The organism is Paraburkholderia nodosa DSM 21604 (assembly GCF_000519185.1).
GTDB lineage: Bacteria > Pseudomonadota > Gammaproteobacteria > Burkholderiales > Burkholderiaceae > Paraburkholderia > Paraburkholderia nodosa.
On record NZ_JAFA01000004.1, the window covers coordinates 306,280 to 324,281 of the forward strand.

General features: G+C 63.8%; 17 protein-coding genes and 1 pseudogene. 6 read left to right on the forward strand and 12 right to left on the reverse strand.

Annotated features, from left to right (window positions below; translation table 11 throughout):
- Nucleotides 1-67 precede the first annotated feature (67 nt).
- Nucleotides 68-1,075, forward strand: coding sequence for a rhamnose ABC transporter substrate-binding protein (rhaS, locus tag A3CW_RS0107840; protein WP_028203073.1), 1,008 nt, complete (start codon nucleotides 68-70; stop codon nucleotides 1,073-1,075).
- A 61-nt stretch (nucleotides 1,076-1,136) separates the two neighbouring features.
- Here the strand turns inward: rhaS and A3CW_RS0107845 are convergent, their stop codons facing one another.
- Complete coding sequence (locus A3CW_RS0107845; RefSeq protein WP_028203074.1) at nucleotides 1,137-1,823, reverse strand: SOS response-associated peptidase; 687 nt, start codon at nucleotides 1,821-1,823, stop codon at nucleotides 1,137-1,139.
- Nucleotides 1,824-1,904: 81 nt separating this feature from the next.
- Between A3CW_RS0107845 and A3CW_RS0107850 the strand changes: the two genes are divergently transcribed.
- The 3 genes and pseudogenes from A3CW_RS0107850 to A3CW_RS50785 all read left to right on the forward strand — a co-directional run bounded on the left by A3CW_RS0107850 (nucleotide 1,905) and on the right by A3CW_RS50785 (nucleotide 3,692).
- The gene (locus tag A3CW_RS0107850) at nucleotides 1,905-2,231 is read left to right on the forward strand and encodes a hypothetical protein (RefSeq protein WP_154677877.1); all 327 of its coding nucleotides are present in this window, start codon (nucleotides 1,905-1,907) and stop codon (nucleotides 2,229-2,231) included.
- Between the two features lie 215 nt (nucleotides 2,232-2,446).
- Nucleotides 2,447-3,281 (forward strand): annotated as a pseudogene (locus A3CW_RS45580) (alpha/beta hydrolase).
- Between the two features lie 246 nt (nucleotides 3,282-3,527).
- Entirely contained in the window at nucleotides 3,528-3,692 is a 165-nt protein-coding gene (locus tag A3CW_RS50785; RefSeq protein WP_028203076.1) for a DUF1328 family protein, read from the forward strand.
- 125 nt (nucleotides 3,693-3,817) lie between these two features.
- Here A3CW_RS50785 and A3CW_RS0107865 read toward each other — a convergent pair whose 3' ends face one another.
- The 7 genes from A3CW_RS0107865 to A3CW_RS0107895 form a co-directional block, all read right to left on the reverse strand.
- A complete protein-coding gene (locus A3CW_RS0107865; RefSeq protein WP_028203077.1) occupies nucleotides 3,818-4,612 on the reverse strand; it encodes an SDR family NAD(P)-dependent oxidoreductase in 795 nt (264 codons plus the stop codon).
- A gap of 147 nt (nucleotides 4,613-4,759) precedes the next feature.
- Nucleotides 4,760-6,892, reverse strand: coding sequence for a phosphocholine-specific phospholipase C (locus tag A3CW_RS0107870; protein WP_028203078.1), 2,133 nt, complete (start codon nucleotides 6,890-6,892; stop codon nucleotides 4,760-4,762).
- Between the two features lie 102 nt (nucleotides 6,893-6,994).
- Entirely contained in the window at nucleotides 6,995-7,516 is a 522-nt protein-coding gene (locus A3CW_RS0107875; protein ID WP_051481302.1) for a PRC-barrel domain-containing protein, read from the reverse strand.
- 135 nt (nucleotides 7,517-7,651) lie between these two features.
- Nucleotides 7,652-7,858 carry a hypothetical protein gene (locus A3CW_RS0107880; RefSeq protein WP_028203080.1) on the reverse strand — a complete coding sequence of 69 codons (207 nt, stop codon included), beginning with the start codon at nucleotides 7,856-7,858 and terminating at the stop codon, nucleotides 7,652-7,654.
- A gap of 269 nt (nucleotides 7,859-8,127) precedes the next feature.
- Nucleotides 8,128-8,478: a response regulator gene (locus tag A3CW_RS0107885; protein WP_028203081.1), complete on the reverse strand. Its 351-nt coding sequence runs from the start codon at nucleotides 8,476-8,478 to the stop codon at nucleotides 8,128-8,130.
- Nucleotides 8,479-8,645: 167 nt separating this feature from the next.
- Nucleotides 8,646-8,948 (reverse strand): DUF2795 domain-containing protein, encoded by a 303-nt coding sequence (locus A3CW_RS45585; protein WP_035512521.1) that lies wholly within the window; start codon nucleotides 8,946-8,948, stop codon nucleotides 8,646-8,648.
- 132 nt (nucleotides 8,949-9,080) lie between these two features.
- Nucleotides 9,081-9,383, reverse strand: coding sequence for a putative quinol monooxygenase (locus tag A3CW_RS0107895; RefSeq protein WP_028203082.1), 303 nt, complete (start codon nucleotides 9,381-9,383; stop codon nucleotides 9,081-9,083).
- Nucleotides 9,384-9,673: 290 nt separating this feature from the next.
- On the opposite strand from A3CW_RS0107895, the gene A3CW_RS0107900 reads away from it, so the two are divergent.
- Together A3CW_RS0107900 and cqsA are read left to right on the forward strand one after the other, a co-directional pair.
- Nucleotides 9,674-10,843 carry a GGDEF domain-containing protein gene (locus A3CW_RS0107900; protein WP_028203083.1) on the forward strand — a complete coding sequence of 390 codons (1,170 nt, stop codon included), beginning with the start codon at nucleotides 9,674-9,676 and terminating at the stop codon, nucleotides 10,841-10,843.
- A 602-nt stretch (nucleotides 10,844-11,445) separates the two neighbouring features.
- Nucleotides 11,446-12,747 carry an alpha-hydroxyketone-type quorum-sensing autoinducer synthase gene (gene cqsA, locus A3CW_RS45590; protein WP_051481303.1) on the forward strand — a complete coding sequence of 434 codons (1,302 nt, stop codon included), beginning with the start codon at nucleotides 11,446-11,448 and terminating at the stop codon, nucleotides 12,745-12,747.
- A gap of 60 nt (nucleotides 12,748-12,807) precedes the next feature.
- Here the strand turns inward: cqsA and A3CW_RS0107910 are convergent, their stop codons facing one another.
- The 4 genes from A3CW_RS0107910 to A3CW_RS0107925 form a co-directional block, all read right to left on the reverse strand.
- Complete coding sequence (locus A3CW_RS0107910; RefSeq protein WP_028203084.1) at nucleotides 12,808-13,833, reverse strand: response regulator; 1,026 nt, start codon at nucleotides 13,831-13,833, stop codon at nucleotides 12,808-12,810.
- Nucleotides 13,830-15,191 carry a sensor histidine kinase gene (locus A3CW_RS0107915; protein WP_245623559.1) on the reverse strand — a complete coding sequence of 454 codons (1,362 nt, stop codon included), beginning with the start codon at nucleotides 15,189-15,191 and terminating at the stop codon, nucleotides 13,830-13,832. The genes A3CW_RS0107910 and A3CW_RS0107915 overlap by 4 nt, the downstream gene beginning before the upstream one ends.
- A gap of 296 nt (nucleotides 15,192-15,487) precedes the next feature.
- Nucleotides 15,488-16,309, reverse strand: coding sequence for an alpha/beta fold hydrolase (locus A3CW_RS0107920; protein WP_051481304.1), 822 nt, complete (start codon nucleotides 16,307-16,309; stop codon nucleotides 15,488-15,490).
- 14 nt (nucleotides 16,310-16,323) lie between these two features.
- The gene (locus A3CW_RS0107925; protein WP_035512577.1) at nucleotides 16,324-17,925 is read right to left on the reverse strand and encodes a benzoate-CoA ligase family protein; all 1,602 of its coding nucleotides are present in this window, start codon (nucleotides 17,923-17,925) and stop codon (nucleotides 16,324-16,326) included.
- Nucleotides 17,926-18,002: the final 77 nt, after the last annotated feature.

Genomic DNA, 18,002 nt, shown 5'->3' on the forward strand with positions numbered 1-18,002 from the left:
AAAGGCAAAGAAGTAAAGAGGCAGTCAATCAGCCGGACGCGTCCGGTACCCATCGAGGAGACGATTCATGAGAAAGCCAGTACGTCACGTGTGCACGGCCTTGCTGTGCGCGATGCTAGTGGGAGGCGGTGTCGCGGCGCATGCGGCCGGCATCAAGGAGGGGTTGAAGATCGCGTTCGTGCCCAAGCAGATCAACAACCCCTACGAGGTGATCGCCGATAACGGCGGTCTGGACGCGATCAAGGAGTTCAAGGGCGAGGGCAAGGCGGTCGGGCCTTCGGACGCGGGCGCGTCCTCGCAGGTCTCGTACATCAATACGCTCACCACGCAGCATCAGGACGCGATCGTCATCGCGGCCAACGATGCGAATGCGCTCGTGCCGTATTTGAAGCGCGCGATGGATCAAGGCATCAAGGTCGTCACGTTCGACTCGGACACCGCGCCCGAAGGACGGCAGATCTTCGTGAACCAGGCGAACGCGGAGAGCATTGGCCGCGGCCAGATCCAGCTCGTTTCAAAGCTGATGGGCGGCGAGGGCGAGTTCGCGATTCTTTCGGCCACGCCCAACGCGACGAACCAGAATACCTGGATCAAGTGGATGCAGGAAGAGCTGAAGAAGCCCGAGTATTCGAAGATGAAGCTCGTGAAGATCGCCTACGGCAACGACGACGACCAGAAGTCCTTCGTCGAGACGCAAGGATTGCTGCAGGCGTATCCGAACCTGAAGGCAATCGTTGCGCCAACATCGGTCGGCATCGCGGCGGCGGCGCGTTATATCTCTTCGTCGCCGAGCAAGGGCAAGGTGGCGGTGACGGGCCTCGGCACACCTAACCAGATGCGCGCGTTCGTGAAGAACGGCACCGTGAAGGCGTTCCAGCTTTGGGATCCGGGTGCACTCGGCTATCTCGCCGCGTATGCGGCGGCCAATCTTGCTTCGGGCACGATCACGGGCAAGGAAGGCGAGTCGTTTGACGCGGGCAAGCTGGGCAAGCGCACGATCGGCAAGAGCGGTGAGGTGATTCTCGGGCCGCCCACGACGTTCGATGCTTCGAATATCGATAACTTCAACTTCTGATTCACGCTGCTGGTTTGATTGACGAGGAATGCCAAACGACCCGGTTTTTCCGGGTCGTTTGCTATTGGCCGTTCGAATCGGGCTTCGGGGTCGCGCGCGGGGGCAGGGGCTGGGGCTCGGCCGCCATCCCCTCCACCGGATAAAGATTGAGAAACGACCTCGCCTCATCCATCGAACGGCTCGCCAACCAGTTCTCATACTCCGGAGGCGGCACGATCACCACGGAACGTTTCTCGTCCCCGGGCTTGTGGAAACGCTTCATGAGCGGATGATCGTTCGCATTGACGGTGAGCATCGTGAACGAGTACGCCTTGCCGGCCTCGCCTTCGTCCCACTCGCGCCATATGCCGGCAATGGCAAACGGCGCGCCATCGGCAAGACCAATGCGCCAGCGCACCGCCTTGCCGGTCTCGTAGCTCGGCTCGAAAAACGCCTCGCACGGAATCAGGCACAGCTGCAGGTTCTTCCACGCGCCGTTGAAGCTGCGCCTCTCACCCACCGATTCGGCGCGCGCGTTCATCGTGTCGAACACTTTCACGCCGGGCGGAATCTGTTTGCGCGGCACCATGCCGAACGTCGCAAGCAGGGCTTCGCGTGCATCGGGCGCATTGTGCGTCGCGCTCGCACGGCGGATCACCGGCGCGGCATAGTCCTTGAAGATCTCGTCGCGCCACGGGTCGTCCGGCGGCAGGACGCCGTAGTGCCGGAAGAGGTAGTCACGGCGTGCGGCGGCGTAGTTCGTGCACATGGTCGTCTCTCCGTCCCGTCCTTCAAGAATCATTCTGACATGTGATAGGCTGTATAAATATACAGTGTTTTGGGGCGGAAAATGGGACGGGATCATCGTCACTTCCCTCCGCTCACGGCGGCGGAACTGGCTGAAATCTACGACCGGAATCCCTTGCCCGTCGTATTGCGGTTGCTATGGGAAATCCACCGGTTGCGCTCCACCATCAGCAGGGCGAACCAGATCCGGCTCACGATCGGCACGCGCGTCGGCACGGCGAATACGCCTGCGGGCATGTGGGAGCGTTTCGAACAGGAACTCGACGCGGAGCCGTGTTTGACCGATCCGCTCACGGCGCGTCAAAAGGGTTTGCTGCATGAGGGCGAGCCTGAGGGACGGCTGCGGCGCAGGCGGCGCAATGGCGATTGATCGTTGGCCTGCGCAGCGGAGTCTGCGCAGCGGACTCAGTGAGATAGAGGGCTCTCTCGAAAATGCGGCGCGCGGGGTTTCATCTCCCACCATATGGGTTCTCACACGCTCGCCAGCCATTCGTATGGCACGCTGAAATTTGGCTGTAAGTGGCCCTTGTTAGAGTCCACGAAAGCAGTTGTCTTTCGTGGCAGTCAACACAAGAGCGACTTCTCATGGCTATTGTCCGCGCATGCTGGTTCGTTCTGGCGCTGCTTCTCAGTGCTCCCGTCTGGGCCTACCAGACGCGTGTCGTTTCGATTCCCAGCGCCGCGATGCAGCGCTCGTTCGACGCGACCGTCGTCTTGCCCGACGACTACGCGCGCGGCAACCACGCCGCGCGCTTTCCGGTGATCTACGTGCTGCACGGCTCGGGCGGCAGTTATGCCGACTGGACCTCCAACACCCGCATCGGCAAGCTCGCCGACCGTTATCACGTGGTGCTCGTGATGCCGGACGGCGGTCACGAGAGCTGGTATATCGACAGCCCGTTCGATCGGGGCAGCCGTTACGAAACATATGTGGGCAGCGAAGTCGTGTCGTATATCGACACGCATTTCCGCACGATCGCCGCGCGCGATCACGGGTTTGAGCATGGGCGGTTTCGGCGCGCTGCGCATCGCGCTGGACCGGCAGGAGACGTTCGGCGCGGCCGGCAGCATTAGCGGCGCCGTCGATCCGCGCAACTGCGAAGACGAGCCGGGCATCGATCACGTGTTCGGCGATCCTGCGCGGCACGCGTCGTTCTGGAACAGCAATGCGATCGTGGATAGCGCGCAGGACTTCGAACACGCCCATATCGCGCTCACCATCGACTGCGGCGTGAGCGACTTCTTCGTGCAATCGAATCGGACGCTGCACGAAAAGCTCGTTGAATTAGGCGTGCCTCACGATTACGCGGAACGTCCAGGTGGCCATACGTGGTCCTATTGGTCGAACTCGATCCGCTACCAGGTGCTCTTCTTCGCCACGGCGTTCCAGCGCGCCGGCTGGCATCCGCAAGTGGCGTAACGCATCACGGCGCGCGCGTTTCCAGCGCGCGCGTGTTTGCCAACATCCTTCCAACGTCATTCCGTCACACGATTTCCGGGGATACCTGCCCGGTCTCGGGCACCGCGCTTGCTGTAATGATCCTGCAGGGGCGGGCACGTAGATCCGTCCTGCTCAACCCAGATGCCGGGCATCAGGCGACCGCACGCGGCGCCGGGGCGCGGCGACCACCCTTGAGCCGGTTCGCAACGGATGCAGGAGGACGTCATGCTTCAATACGCTGTCATTTTCTTTATCATCGCGATCATCGCGGCCGTGTTCGGTTTTGGCGGCATCGCGGCGGGTGCGGCATCGATCGCCAAGATCCTGTTCTTCATCTTCCTCGTGATTTTCCTCGTCACGTTGCTGCTTGGCGTCGTGAGAAGGGGTTAATTGGCGAGCCACGCTGGTTGCAGTCGAATCGCAGCCCGCCCGCGCGGGCTGCATTTTTGTATTCGACAGCAGTGTTCCAGTCATTCGTATTGCGAATTAAATAAGCAGGCTTGCAGCCGGGGGCATCACGCGATCGTATCCACCACGCCGCCGTCCACGCGCAAGGCCGCGCCCGTGGTTGCGGAAGCCTCTTTCGAGCACGCGTAGACGATCATGTTCGCCACTTCCTCCACGCTCGCCGCGCGCCGGATGATGGAAGAGGCGCGATGCGTCTGCACGAACTGAGCGGCGACTTCCTCGACGGTTTTGCCCGAAGCGGCCACTTCGTCCTTGAGCATGTGCGTCACGCCATCGGAGAGTGTCGGGCCCGGCAGCACCGAATTGACCGTGACGCCCGTACCCGCAAGTCGCTTGGCGAGGCCGCGTGCGAGCGCGAGTTGCGCGGTTTTCGTCATGCCGTAGTGGATCATGTCGGCGGGAATGTTCAAGCCCGATTCCGACGAGATGAACACGATACGCCCCCAGCCGCGCTTGACCATGGCATTCGCATAGGCGCGCGAGAGACGTACGCCCGACATCACATTCGTTTCGAAGAAACGCAGCCACTCGGCGTCGGGAATCTCGAAGAAGTCCTGCTGCTGAAACACGCCGAGATTGTTCACGAGAATGTCCACCTGCGGATGCGCCTTCACGAGGGCGTCGCATCCCTGCGCACTGGAAAGATCGCCGACGAAGCCCTGCACCCGCGCGCCGGGCGCAGCGGTGCGCAGCGCAGCCTCGGCTTCGTGCACGTTTTCGGTGTGACGGCTACTGACGATCACGTCGGCGCCCGCGAGCGCGACGCCTTTGGCCGCGGCAAGACCGATGCCCGCAGCCGAGCCGGTGACGAGCGCGAGTTTTCCAGTCAGATCGATTTTCATGCGGGCTCCTTGAGGGGGGAAGGCTGGCCGCGCTTCCGAACGCGTGTTGAACGTGTGTTGAGCGTTCCGGACGCAGCGTCGCGCGCGGCCATCGTGAAGGGAACGGGCAGTGTACTGCGCAGGCGCTCCGGATGTTTCTCAGGCGCCTCACGCACCCATTGCCGGATCGCTCACGCTGTCCTTGCCGGTTTCCACACGGCCCGCGAAGCGCCGGATCACACCGTTCTCCGCGCTCAGCGTGAAGTCGTACCAGCCGCCCGAATCCGCGACCGCCCAGTTCGACTGCACCTGTTCGCCGGCGCGCAACGCGTAAGTCCAGGGCCCGTCGCTGCGGTAGGCATTGGCCGCCACGCTCACGTTCGAAGCCGCGCTCGCGCGATTCGCGATGCTCAGCTCGAGTGCATTGCTCGCGGTGTCGTAGCGCACGCGCACTTCGGGATTGGGGCCATGCGCCGCCGCGCGCACGTTGCCCTCGAAGGCGCGATGAAAGCCGTTCGGGCCAAGCACCCACAGGCGGTACGCACCACCGTCGGCGGCGCTGGGCGTCCACGTGTCGCGCAGTGTCTTGCCGGCTTCGACGGTGTAGCGGCGCGGCGACCGGTCGAGGTGAAGCGCGTCGTACACGTGAAAGACGGCGCCGGCTTTCCCTTCGTTGCCGAACGCCAGTTGAACCTTGTGATGACGCCCGTCGACGCTCGCATCCACGTTGAGGCGGTACGGCAGGGCGCGCGAAGGACGCGCCCGGCGCGCCTGCTGCGGCATGGTCTGCGTGTCGGGCTGTGGCACGGGCACGGGCTTGAGCGCGTTCTGCTGCTTGTTCAGCGCATCGGCCTCCCCCTTCGTCGGTGCGGAAAACGCCTGTACCGGCTTTTCATTCGGTGTGCTGAAGTTGAATGCCGAGGTGAGATCGCCGAATACCGCACGCCGCCACGGGCTGATATTCGGTTCGCGCACGCCGAAGCGCGTTTCGATGAAGCGCAGCACCGACGTGTGATCGAAGACTTCGGAGTTTACATAGCCCCCCGTGCTCCACGGCGAGACGACGATCATAGGCACGCGCGGCCCGGGCCCGAACGGCAAGCCGTCTGGCGCGACCGGCTTGCCGTCGCCGGGAGGGTTCCGCATGGTGAAGTATTCGTGGCGCGTAGTGGCCGTGGATTTGCCTGCGTACTTGCCGTCCTTGACGGGCGAGGGCGGGCAAGGCGGCGGCATGTGATCGAAGAAGCAATCGTTCTCGTCGAAGTTCACGAAGAGCACGGTCTTGCTCCAGATGTCCGGGTTGCGCGTCAGCGCTTCGAGCAGCTTCTGCAGGTAGTACGCGCCCTGGCCTGGCGTCGAAACGGCGGGGTGTTCGGAATAGGCTTGCGGCGCGATGATCCAGCTCACCTGAGGCAACTGGTTCGCCGCAATGTCGTCATTGAGCGCCTGCAGGAAGCCGCCATCGGGCATCGTATTGCCGACGCCCTTATAGAGCGGCTCGCGTGCGTCGAGCGCCTGGGTCCACGGCACGTTGGGCGAGCCTTCGATCGCTTCGAGCACCTTGCGATAGCTCGCGAACCCGACGAGCGGATTGTCCGTGTAGTTATCGGGCTGGTTTTCGTACACCTTCCACGTCACGCCTGCGGCCTGCAGGCGTTCGGGATAGGTGGTCCATTTCAGGCCCGTGGATGGCGCGCCGATGTTGTCCCAGCCATTGTTGTCGACCACGGCATAAGGCGAGGCCGTGGGGCCGTTCGTGCCGGTGAACAGAAAGAGCCGATTCGAATTGGTGCCGCCGTGCAGCGAGCAATAGTAGGCGTCGCAGATCGTGAAGGCGTTGGCGAGCGCGAAATGAAACGGCAGGTCGGAGGCCTGAAAATAGCCCATCGACGCGTCGCCCTTGAACTTGGGCCAATGCGTCATGCGGCCATGGTCCCAGGCCTCGTGGGCGTCGGCCCAGTTGTGCGCGCCGCCCGCGAGCAACGCGTTGCCCTTGCGGCTGTCGAGGTAGAACGGCAGCAGCGTGCGTGTGCCGTCGCTCTGTTGCCACACGTCGGCGCCGTCGGGCAGGGGAATCGTGATGCGGTCCGAGAAGCCGCGCACGCCGGGCAGCGTGCCGAAGTAGTGGTCGAACGCGCGGTTTTCCTGCATGAAGACGACGATATGCTGCACGTCTTCAATCGTTCCGGTTGCGTTGTTTGCGGGAATGGCCAGCGCCCGCTGGATGGCGGGCGAAGCCAGGCTGAGCGTCGCGCCCGCGGCGGCGGCGCGAAGGAAATCACGGCGGTCCATCGAAGTCATGGTGTGTTCGCGTTGTTGTCGTTGTGCTCGCGACCATTAGCATGACACGTTGGCGCCGCCGCGGGCGCCCGATGAACGGTTGTGGATGCGCACGCGCGCTCGTCAGAGCTTCACGCCGCCGGCCTCCGGCGGCTCGCGCCCCGGCTGGTCCAGCGGCAGGCTCGCGGCGTCGTCGCTCCAGTACGGCTCCCGGCCGTAGTACTGGTGCACGGAGCTGGCCCAGGTGCGATCGGCCATCGAAGGCCACTCGTCTTTGTCGAAGCCCGGCGCGTTCTTCACGCGCTCGGAATTGAGTGCGATGACGAAGCATTTGCGTGCCGCGTCGAGCGTGAGGGCACTCCACGGCACCGCGAGCAGTTTGTCGCCAATGCCGAGAAAGCCGCCGCTCGACATCACCATGTAGGCAACGCAGCCGCTTTCCACGTCGAGCATGATCTCCTTGACCTTGCCGACTTCGTCGCCGTCCGAACTCAGCACGCGGTCGCCGTCCAGCGTACTGGCCGCCATCACGTCGGGGCCGGGACCACGCTTGGCCGCCTGGTCGCGGCCGACAATACGTGCACCGTCGCGTGCACCTTCGCCGCCGGGCGACGCTGAACCGATTGGGGTTTGCGAGTAGGTCATGATGTTCTCCTTGTTCATGATGAAATACGCACGCCGGGGGTCTCCCGCGCGCGACGCGCGCCGGTTATCCAGAAGCTTGCAGAAGTTGAGGGCGCAACCATGCGCCCTGGCGGTCGAGGTGGCGTGAAGGAAGATTCAGTTGCTCTTTCCGCCGCCGTCCAGGCCCGCGCCTTTGCGCCACACTTCCTTGCCTTGCTCCGAGAGTTCGCCGCTGCTGTGGGTGGCGTCGGGCTCGGTGCCGTGCACGGCCATATCGCCGCCCGGCGGCTCCGTGGCCCCCTTCTTCTCGCGCTTGCGTTGCGCCACGCGCTCGTCGTGCGAGCGGCCTGCGTATTCGCTCATTTCGACCTCCCTTGAATATGCGCATCGCATCACGGCGCGGTGCGGCTTGAGGGTTCGATCCCATGCCGGCCCGAAATGGACCGGCCACGCCGATTCCACAGCATCGGTCATGCCGTGGCGTGCCTCGGCTATCGATCGGGAACCGGTCAGGATCCCGAATCAAGGAAGCGCCCACGAATGGGCGCGTTGCGCGCCCCGGAGTCGCGTCAGTCGCTACAACGACGATGTAAATCGTTCATGCCGTGTAGGAGGCAGGAGGCTCGAGCTTGTCAGGGCGTGGCGACCCGGTGGAGGATGTCGAGCAGTTGCGAAACCGCGAAGGGCTTGCGCAGGAAGCCCACGACGTCGGCGTCGGGGGGCAGGGTGACGAGCGCGGAGACGAGCACGAGCGGCACGCCCGCGAGCTTGCTGCTGCGCCTCATTTCGCGCATGAGGGAGAGACCGTCCATGCGCGGCATCATGCAGTCGGAGATCACGACATCGGGAGGGTCGGCGAGCGCGCTTTGCAGCGCATCCGAACCGTCTGCGGCGGTTCTGACCCGATAACCTTCCTGCCCGACCAGTTCCTTGAGCGCGTCGAGCGCGTTGCTGTCGTCGTCGACTAGTAATACGGTTGCCATACGTTTCTTGCGTGAGCGGCCCGGCCGATCGTGGCGGCTGTGCCTTTGTTCTTCGCGAACGCGTCGCGACGGGCCGAGGATGTCCGACGGCCGTCCCGCAAAGTGCAATTTCTGTTCCCGTGCCGCGCAATCGAGCTCCGCGACCGGCATCGTTTCGGTTTCGGTCGTCATCCTGGCGTCGCCGTGCCCCGTTGGGCGGCGGAGTCGTGCGCGCCCAGTTGCGCCGCGACGATGAGCGCCGAGACTTCGGGAAAGCTGCCGAACGCCTCGTCGGGCAGGTGGCGCAAGGCGTCGATCACGTCGCGCGGCGCGCCGCTGCGCTCGGCGCTTTCGATCAGCGTGGCGGGGTGCGCAGGCCAGGTGACGCGTTCGAGGGCGTGCAGCACCCGCTCGCTCAGCGCCTCTGCGTTCGAACGCGCCTGGTCCGGGGTGTCAGCTCGTGTTGTCTCGCAAGCGGAAGCAGGCTTCATCGGCTTCTCCTTCGAAGATCACGACCCCTCCCGCAGATGCCGTTCCTGGCGCCTTTTACCTGTGCGTGCGCCATTTACGGGCAGGCAAGGACGTGGACGCGCGCACGTTCGCTTGGGCAATCTGGCGGCCGTTCAGGCGGGAAGCTTGTCGGCGAGCACGTCGGCGCGGCGGATCTGGGGCGGCGCGGCCAGCAGGTCGCCCGCGCGCGCCATCAATGCCGCGGCCACCTGGCCGTTCAGATGCGCGTTGCGGCCGGCTTCGTCGTCGAATGCATCGAAGATCGCAAACGTCGTGGCGTCGAAGCGCACGCCGAACCAGGCCGGCGTGCCGGGCTCTGCATCGACCAGCGGCTTCGCGCTCGCGAGAAATGCCGCCAGTTCCTCTTCCTTGCCGGGCTGCGCGTGCAGCTCGACATACAACGCATGTTGGGTCATGACATGGCTCCTGTTACGTCGTGGCGTCTCAGGCATGGTCGCGGTGCTTTGGGGCGTTCGTCAAGCGCCGGGAGGGCGCGGCGGGTTTTTCCTGCTTGCCGCGAGAAAGTTACGATTCGTAGTCCAGATAGAGTCGGGAGGATTCAGGGTTTTGTCTGACTACGCGGGGTCACAGCCGCGCTTCGGCCGGCCAGCCATCCGGTCTTGAATAAAACCTCTACACGGGGCCAGGGCGAATGTTTTTCATATTGATGCCGTAAACTCAGGCATATCTTCAGACCACGCCGTACATGCTAGATCCGGTCAATATCCTTCTCGTCACGGTGCTGTCGAGCATCATGAGCCTGGCCATTCTCGGCTCGCTGCGGCCTGCGGGTATTCCCGGCGTAGGGCGGTGGATCGGCGCCTATTTGATGGCGAGCGTGGCGCTCCTGCTTGCGGGCCTGCAACGGCTTGGCTTGCCCATCCTGACCGTGTTCGTTTCGAATACCTTGCTGGCGCTCGCCGTGGTGCGCCTGCTCGAGGGCTGCCGCCAGTTCTTCGGGCTCAAGCCGCGTGTGCCGCTCGCCTACGCGGGAACCGTTGCGCTAGCAACGGGTATTGTGTGGTGGTATTGGGTGACGCCCAGTCTCGGCGCGCGCGTGGCCGTCGTCTCCGCATTTCATGCGGCCATCTACGCGTCGCTCGGCTGGCTCTCACTGCGTTGCCGCCCGCCTGAGCGCCCCGTCTACAGCTACCGGTTCGTGACCCTGGCCGCCTGGCTGGGCGCGTTCGCGCACGCGCTGCGCGGGGTGATGTACGGCAGCGGCTTCGTGAAGCAGTACGGGCTGCTCGACTTCACGCCGCTCAACGTCGCATGGCTCGCACTCGGCATTCTCGTGTTGCCTTCGCTTTCGATCGGCATGGTTCTGCTCGCGCACGATCGCATGGCCGAACGGCTCGAACGCCTCGCGAACCAGGACGAGCTGACCGGCGCGCTCACGCGCCGCGCCTTTCTCGCCCAAGCGAACGCGTCGCTCGAAGCTGCGCGCGAGAAGGGCCAGCGGGTCGCGTTCGCGATTGTCGATATCGATCACTTCAAGTCGATCAACGACCGCTACGGGCACGCCACAGGCGACCGCGTGCTCGCGCAGTTCTGCCGCGTCGTGAAGGGCGGCGTGCGCCCGGAGGACGTGTTTGGCCGCCTCGGCGGCGAGGAGTTCGCGTTGCTCTTTGTGGGCATGAGCCGCGACGATGTCGTGACGCGTCTCGATGAACTGCGCGTGCTGACGCTCTCCGTGCGCCGCAGCGCCGACGCGCACGCCCGCGAATCTGGCCAGGAGGCCCACGACGGCCTGACGTTCAGCGCCGGCGTGGACGAACTCCAGGCGCAAGACTCGCTCGCCACGTTGATGGCGCGCGCCGACGCCGCGCTCTATGTCGCCAAGTCACGCGGGCGCGACCGCGTCGTGGCCATCTGACGATCCTTTCGGTCTCCTTCGCGCAATCTATGCGTGGTGAATCAACGCTCGCGCTCATGCGCGGCGCGACGGAAAAACCTTATCGAAACTCCATGCGCTACGCATAGTTGCGCACTGCGAAAGCCTTAACAGCGCTGTTTTTAAACGATAATTATCAATGGCGCGACTGACGTTGCGTGCAGCGTGAAGGCGCTTTCGCTGCATGACGTGCATGGTCCAGGTGGCTTGCGTGGCGCGCCTCAAAAATTTTCGGGCGGGCGTTTCTTCCCTTGTAACCAGTGGCGATCACGCGAAGCGGGATTCGTGCGGATAGGAAGGCGCCTGCTCCCGGCGCCCCGCGCCCGCATTGGTTTTCGAATTCGCTCCGCTCTCAAGCGCGCTCTGGCGCCGCCGGCCGTGACCGCTCCCCGCCGCGCGCCGCGACTCACGCGCTCGCCTGTCATTGCATCACCCACATTCAAAAGTCCGCTGCCGGAATGCGCACGTCAGGCCTCATCGCGCGTGTCGTTTCGCTGCGGGCACATTACGGGCCTGCCTTTCGGAATCCTCCCTGACCAGACAAGTCGCCTCCGGGGCCGGCCTTTAACCACAAGGAGCCTGAGATGAAAGTTGGCAGCAACTGGCGTAACGCACATAACAACGACGCGGCATTGCCCGCATTCCTCGCCGCACGTGTCGATCGCTACTACACCGAGCGCGTGCAGGAAAGCTGGGCCGGGGGCCACATCATGAAGGGCCGTGTTGCCGATGCGGATGCCTTGCACCTTTCGAGTAACGACTACCTTTCGATTGCGCGCCATCCCGAGATTCTCGATGCAATGTGCATGAGTATCCGCTCGGAGGGCAACGGGCTCCTGATGTCGGGTGTATTCCTCCACGGCGACGACTGCCCGCAACTCGCGCTCGAAGACCGCTTCGCGTCGTACATGGGGGCCGAAGCGAGTGTGTTGTGCCAGTCGGGTTTTGCCGCGAATACGGGGCTGATCCAGTCGATCGCCAATGCGCAGACGCCGGTGTACGTCGACATGATGGCGCATATGTCGCTGTGGGAAGGCATCCGCAGCGCCGGCGCGCGTGCGATTAGTTTCTTCCACAACGATGTCGATCACCTCGAGCAGCGCATCCAGCGCTACGGGGCCGGGATCGTGATCGTCGATTCGGTGTACAGCACCAACGGCAGCGTGGCGCCGCTCGCGGCGATCGCCGAGGTGTGCGCCGAGCACGACTGCGTGCTGGTCGTCGACGAATCGCACTCGCTCGGCACGCACGGTCCCCATGGCGCAGGCATGGTGGCCGAGCTCGGGCTCATCGACCGCGTGCATTTCCGCACCGCGAGTCTTGCGAAGGCGTTTGCCGGGCGCGCGGGCATCATCAGCTGTTCGCGCCGTTTTCAGGAGTATTTCAAATGCGAGGCGCTGCCCGCCATTTTCAGCTCGACGCTGCTGCCGCACGAAACGGCGGGTCTCGCGGCCACGCTCGACGTGATCGAGCGCGAAGACTGGCGGCGCGCGCGCGTCGCGGCCAACGCGCGGTACGTACGCTCACGGCTGGCCGAGCTTGGCTACAACCTGAACGGCAGCGAAACGCAGATCATCGCGCTCGAAGCCGGGCCGGAGCCGCAGACGATCGTATTGCGCGACGCGCTCGAAGCGCGCGGCATTTTCGGTTCGGTGTTCTGTGCGCCCGCCACGGCGCAGAACCGCTCGCTCGTGCGGCTCTCGCTCAATGCGGCGCTGTGCGAGGAGGAACTGGAGCGCCTCGTCGAAGTGTGCGCGGAGATTCGCGACGAGGTGCAGATGTGGAACTGGCCGTCCACGCGCCGCAACGAACGCAACGCGGGCCGTGCGCGCGTACGTCTGCCGCAGGCCGTGGTGAACATGCCGATGGTGGCCGTGGCGGCCTGAACCGCGCGCGGTTGAGGTGGCGTGGAGCGAGGCAGGGAGAGCGTGGGGCACACCCGACTATCAGGGCGAGTCCCACGCCGCCTGGATCTCGCGGTCCAGCTGGTCGAGATGCCGGTCGTAGGGCAGCACGTTGTCGAGCGCGAGCCCCGCCGGCTTCTTCACGACTGCGTAGAGATAGCGGCGGTCGCCGTGAAATTCCGATGCGGGGTGCATATACGTCTGCCATTCCGCGCACTGTGACGGGTAATAGCCTTCCGTGCGCCAGAAATAAGGCAGGCTGCGACGGCTGTCGAGCTCCGCGAGGAAGCTTGTGGGCGCACCTTGTTCGACGGCGATCTCGCGCACGCCGCGCAGCGATTCGTCGGTGTGAATGACGAGCAGATACGCGGTGCCGACACCGTCGAACATCAGGAGTCCATGCGGTTGGTACGAGAGATAGTGCTCGACGATGCCCAATGAATCGGCAATGCCCTTCACGTGCGCGGCGAGCGCATGATCCTTGAGGAATGCATATTCGGAAACGGCGAGTGCGTCGAGCACCGTGCTGCAGCAGCGGTCGAAATACGCGCGCTGCATATCGTCGATCGCCTGGTTCAGCGTTTCCACCGCATCGACTTCGTGCTTGCGGATGAAGCGGTCGATCAGCCCTTCGTTGAAGCTCTTTACGGCCACGTGCTCGTCGGCTTTGCCGGTCAGCACGATTTTTCTGATCGACGGGTCGGTAATGCGGCGGCAAAACTCCATGCCGTTGAGTTCGGGCATGTCGTAATCGACCACCACGACCGAAACCGACTCGAAGCGCGAAGCGTTATGTACCAGACTACGTATCGCGTCGACGCGCATGGCGATGACCTGGTGCGCATCGTTTTCTTCAGTACGGTCCAGATAGGGGCTGAAGATAGGCTCCGCCGCGCGGTCGTGCGGCGTACGGCCATTGAGAAATTTCAGCGCCTCGGAGGGCGAACTGAACAGGCGGAAGGCCAGGTCGGGGTCGAGTTGCAGGCTCAGGTTCGAAAGGAACGCGGCGCTGTCGTCGACGAAGGCGACGGTGGTCGGATAGGAGAACGGCTGAATGGCTTTCGTCATGGCGCAGGGAATGTCAAAACGAACTCGGTGTATTCGCCTTTTACGGAAGAGCAGGTAATTGCTCCACCCATCGCTTGCATGACATCGCGGCAGAATGCCAGCCCGATTCCTGCTCCGAGCGTCACGTCATCGGTGGCGGTTGTCGAAGTATAAAAGCGCGTGAAGATGTGCGGCAATACCTCAGGGGAAATACCGGTGCCCGTATCGCTGAAAATCAACCGATTGGCCCGTTGCCCTGATTCAAGACGAATCGAAATCTGCGCGCCTTCGATGCTGCCCATGTGCCGGAAGGCATTTTTGAGCAGATTGAAGAGCACATGAACGGTAAGCATTTCAGATCCGTGGAATTCGAAATCGGGGCGCAGGTTGCAGATTACCCGACGCCGGTCGCCTTCGCGAAACGGAAAACGCGCCAGCGCGGTTTCCACGCAATGTACGATCGAACACAACGTTGCGTTTTGCATGTTGCCGCCCGTGAAGCGCGCGGTGGCGAGCAGCATGTCGATGATCGCATTCGAATGCAGGGCTTCCTGTTCAATGCGGCCTACCACGCCTTGCAGGGAATGCAGATGCGCCACGCGTATTTTGGGCACGGGCAGGCGGCTGCGCTGGGCGAGTTGATAGGTGTCGAGCAGCGCGGGCAAATAGCGCATGAGGCCCGCGGCGCCCACGCGTATCGCCACGAGCGGCGTGCGCAGTTCGTGCGCCACGCTGCCCGCCGTGGCCAGCATGGCGCGCTCCTGTTCGATCTGAATGCGATCCTGATCGTAATTGGCCACCGCGCCGATCGCCACCGCAAACGAAAAGATCGCCAGATGCGTGAGGTAGTTCGGCCCGAGCACGATGGGATAGGTGGTGAGGCAGTACGCGATCACCGCGAGGCTGATGCCCACGAGGAACTGCAGCACGAGCATGAGCCAGTCGAGCAGCAGCACCATCACGAACGCCGCGATCAGCGCGCTTTCCACCCACACTTCGTTGCCGTTGTTCTTGAGCAGCATGAACGTAAAAAAGAACGGCAGTGCGTAGAGCGTGCAGAAGTACCAGTACCACGGCAGCAGCTTTTTCAGTGCAGCGGGCCAGCGCTCGAACGCCAGGATCGGCACGAACAGCAACGAGCCGATCAGGCGCAGCGTGAGATTTTCATACGGCTGAGGAAAGAGGTCTTTCCAGACGTAGTAGTAAAGCGGGAAGCCTACGCTCGCCACCACGGCGAGCGGCCGCATGCGGCGCTTCACGTATTGCAGGTTGCGCAGCGCGGGCGCGAAGGCGCGCACGAAGCGCGGACGCATCGACGCCCAGGCTCGCCTCAGTCGCACCGAGGTTCTTGAAACGTTCATCAGGATGGAATCGCTCATCGTTCTGGCCGGCGCGCGTGATCCGGCCGGTCTTCTTGCGTCTCGCTTTTTTTGGTACCCCGTTTCGCCGTTGGGTTCGCGTGGTCGGACCCCGTCTCCACCCCGCAAAGAAAGACAATATCACCAAAGGATTGCAGCGATGAGGCGGGTTTGGCCCTTAGTTTGGCCTTCGATGGGCTTCGGTGCTGCGTTGGCGGGGGAGTGTTATGCGCGGCGCATCGATTCGCCCCTGTTTGAAGGCATTCGATGGGTACGGGAGGGGCTTGCGGGGGCGCTGAGGTCTGCCTGTGCGGCCTTCAGTTTGCGGGCTTCCGATGTGCGCAAACGAATTGCTCGACGGCGTCGTCCAGCGGCTGCGGCGCGTCGCGATGCGGAGAATGGCCGCCGTGCGCGAGCGCGTGGACGCGCGCGTGCGGCGCGGCCGTGCCAATCGCCTCGACTTGCGCCATGGTGCCGTAGTGGTCGTCGAGCGCCTGTACGGCGAGCAACGGCGCGCGAATCGACGCCAGTTCGCCGACGATGTTCCAGGACCGGAAGGCGGGATCGAGCCAGATATCGTTCCAGCCATAGAACGCGGAATCGACATCGTCGTGATAGCGCGCGAGTTTTTCGCGCAGGCGGGTCGTTTCGTACGCAACCTTCGCCTCGCCGATGCTGTCGACCGAAATGCCTTCGACGAACACGTGCGGCGCAATCGCCACTGCGCCTGCGAGTGCTGTGGGGAAAGCGGCGGCGTAAAGCAGGGCGATGGAGGCGCCGTCGCTATGACCGATCAACCACATGCGCGCGCGTTCGGCCGCGCTCACGCCAAGCGTGTCGAGCAGAGCGGGCAAGACATCGCGCGCCTGCGCCGACATGAAATCGACCGGCCATTTCACGCCTTGCGCGCGCGGTGTGGAACGGCCGTAACCCGGGCGCGAATAAACGAGCCCGCGCATGCCGAGGCGTTCGCAAAGCGCGGCGGGCCAGTCTCTCCACATCGCGATCGAGCCGAGACCCTCGTGCAGGAACACGGCGAGCGGCGCATCGCTGGCGGCCGTGCCGATCCAGCGATATTCGATGCGCAGTGCATCGCGCGTGGACGTGGCGGGCAGATCGGCGAATTCGCTTTGGTTCATGGCGTGTGTCACTGTCACGACTGAAACTGCTGACGCAGCCGGAAACGCTGGATCTTGCCGGTCGCCGTCTTAGGCAGATCGTCGACGAACAGAATGTCGCGCGGATACTTGTGCGGCGCGAGCCGCGTTTTCACGAACGCCTTCAACTGCTCGGCCAACGCGTCGTGCGAGGTTTCCACTGCCGGTTGCTTGAGGACGACGAACGCGCAAGTCTTCACGAGCCCGCCCTGATCGACGCCGATCACGGCCGCTTCGAGCACCGCGTCGTGCTGCATGAGCACCATTTCCACTTCGATGGGCGAAACATACTGGCCGCTCACCTTGAGCATGTCGTCGCTGCGGCCCGCATAGACATAGGCGCCGCCCGGCAGGCGCCGGTACTTGTCGCCGCTCCTCACCCAGTCGCCGAGGAAGGTCGCGCGCGACTTCTCGCGATTGCACCAGTACATCACGGCCGCGCTCGGCCCGCGGATGAAGAGGTCGCCGATTTCGCCGTCGGGCACGAGCGCACCGGTCTCGTCGCGCAGTTCGATTTCGTAGCCGGGCACGGGGCGTCCGGTGGTGCCGTATTCGACCGCGTCTGGCCGGTTCGAGAGGAAGATGTGCAGCATTTCCGTGGAGCCGAGGCCGTCGAGAATGTCGCTGCCGAAGTGCTCCCTGAAGCGCTCGCCCAGTTCGCGCGGCAACGCTTCGCCCGCGGACGTGCACACGCGCAGCGCGACGTCGGCGCGTGCCGGGAGGTTGGATGAGGCCATCATGCTCGCATACAGTGTGGGCACGCCGTAGAACACCGTCGGCCGATGCTGCACGAGCCGTGTGAATACGGCACTGGCGGTGGGGCGTTCGGCCATCAGGATCGTGGTCGCGCCTACCGAGAGCGGAAACGAAAGGCCGTTGCCGAGGCCGTAGGCGAAGAACAGCTTGGCCGCCGAAAACACGATGTCGCTTTCGCGTATGCCGAGAATGGGCTTCGCGTAAGTCTCGACGGTCCAGTAGAGATTGGCGTGCGTATGCACCGTGCCTTTGGGTTTGCCCGTCGATCCCGACGAGTAGAGCCAGAACGCGATGTCGTCACAGCCCGTTTGAGCGGGGCGCGGGGCAGGCTCGGCGTGTGCGATCAGATCGGCGAGGACGCTTTGCGGTTCATGAGGAACCGACTGTGAAGCAGGCTGCGAAACGATTAACTGGCAGTCCTCACATTGTGCTTCGGCCAGCGCAGCGCTCACGGTGGGCAGCACCGCGCCCGACGCGATCACCACGCGCGCGCGGCTGTGCGTGAGCATATACACATAGTCGGCCGGCGTGAGCAGCGTATTGACGACTACCGGCACGACTCCGGCATAGAGCGCGCCGAGAAATGCAATGGGCAGCTCGACGGTGTCGAGCATCACGAGCAGAACGCGCTCTTCCGTATGGACGCCCAGCGCCCGCATGGCGGCCGCGAAGCGGCGGGCCTGCATTTCGAGTTCGCCGTAGCTCAGCGTGAGCGTGTCGTCGATATAAGCGGTCTTCGCGGCGCGCGCGGCGTTGAGCGAGAACAGGTGCGTGGCGAAGTTGAATAGCGCGGGCGGCGGCACGGCCGCGGCATGTTCTGGCGACGCTGCTGGGATTGGCACGGTGTTGTCTCCGCTCAGTCTGTCTCGATCGGATTTGTCGTCGATCAACCTTTTCGCGGAAAATTAGCCGTTAGCAA

What these genes read in the sequence shown, in the direction of transcription:
- rhaS (WP_028203073.1), top strand. Translation starts at nt 68, where the DNA reads ATGAGAAAGCCAGTACGTCACGTGTGCACGGCCTTGCTGTGCGCGATG.
- A3CW_RS0107845 (WP_028203074.1), bottom strand. Translation starts at nt 1,823, where the DNA reads ATGTGCACGAACTACGCCGCCGCACGCCGTGACTACCTCTTCCGGCAC.
- A3CW_RS0107850 (WP_154677877.1), top strand. Translation starts at nt 1,905, where the DNA reads ATGGGACGGGATCATCGTCACTTCCCTCCGCTCACGGCGGCGGAACTG.
- A3CW_RS50785 (WP_028203076.1), top strand. Translation starts at nt 3,528, where the DNA reads ATGCTTCAATACGCTGTCATTTTCTTTATCATCGCGATCATCGCGGCC.
- A3CW_RS0107865 (WP_028203077.1), bottom strand. Translation starts at nt 4,612, where the DNA reads ATGAAAATCGATCTGACTGGAAAACTCGCGCTCGTCACCGGCTCGGCT.
- A3CW_RS0107870 (WP_028203078.1), bottom strand. Translation starts at nt 6,892, where the DNA reads ATGACTTCGATGGACCGCCGTGATTTCCTTCGCGCCGCCGCCGCGGGC.
- A3CW_RS0107875 (WP_051481302.1), bottom strand. Translation starts at nt 7,516, where the DNA reads ATGACCTACTCGCAAACCCCAATCGGTTCAGCGTCGCCCGGCGGCGAA.
- A3CW_RS0107880 (WP_028203080.1), bottom strand. Translation starts at nt 7,858, where the DNA reads ATGAGCGAATACGCAGGCCGCTCGCACGACGAGCGCGTGGCGCAACGC.
- A3CW_RS0107885 (WP_028203081.1), bottom strand. Translation starts at nt 8,478, where the DNA reads ATGGCAACCGTATTACTAGTCGACGACGACAGCAACGCGCTCGACGCG.
- A3CW_RS45585 (WP_035512521.1), bottom strand. Translation starts at nt 8,948, where the DNA reads ATGAAGCCTGCTTCCGCTTGCGAGACAACACGAGCTGACACCCCGGAC.
- A3CW_RS0107895 (WP_028203082.1), bottom strand. Translation starts at nt 9,383, where the DNA reads ATGACCCAACATGCGTTGTATGTCGAGCTGCACGCGCAGCCCGGCAAG.
- A3CW_RS0107900 (WP_028203083.1), top strand. Translation starts at nt 9,674, where the DNA reads ATGCTAGATCCGGTCAATATCCTTCTCGTCACGGTGCTGTCGAGCATC.
- cqsA (WP_051481303.1), top strand. Translation starts at nt 11,446, where the DNA reads ATGAAAGTTGGCAGCAACTGGCGTAACGCACATAACAACGACGCGGCA.
- A3CW_RS0107910 (WP_028203084.1), bottom strand. Translation starts at nt 13,833, where the DNA reads ATGACGAAAGCCATTCAGCCGTTCTCCTATCCGACCACCGTCGCCTTC.
- A3CW_RS0107915 (WP_245623559.1), bottom strand. Translation starts at nt 15,191, where the DNA reads ATGAGCGATTCCATCCTGATGAACGTTTCAAGAACCTCGGTGCGACTG.
- A3CW_RS0107920 (WP_051481304.1), bottom strand. Translation starts at nt 16,309, where the DNA reads ATGAACCAAAGCGAATTCGCCGATCTGCCCGCCACGTCCACGCGCGAT.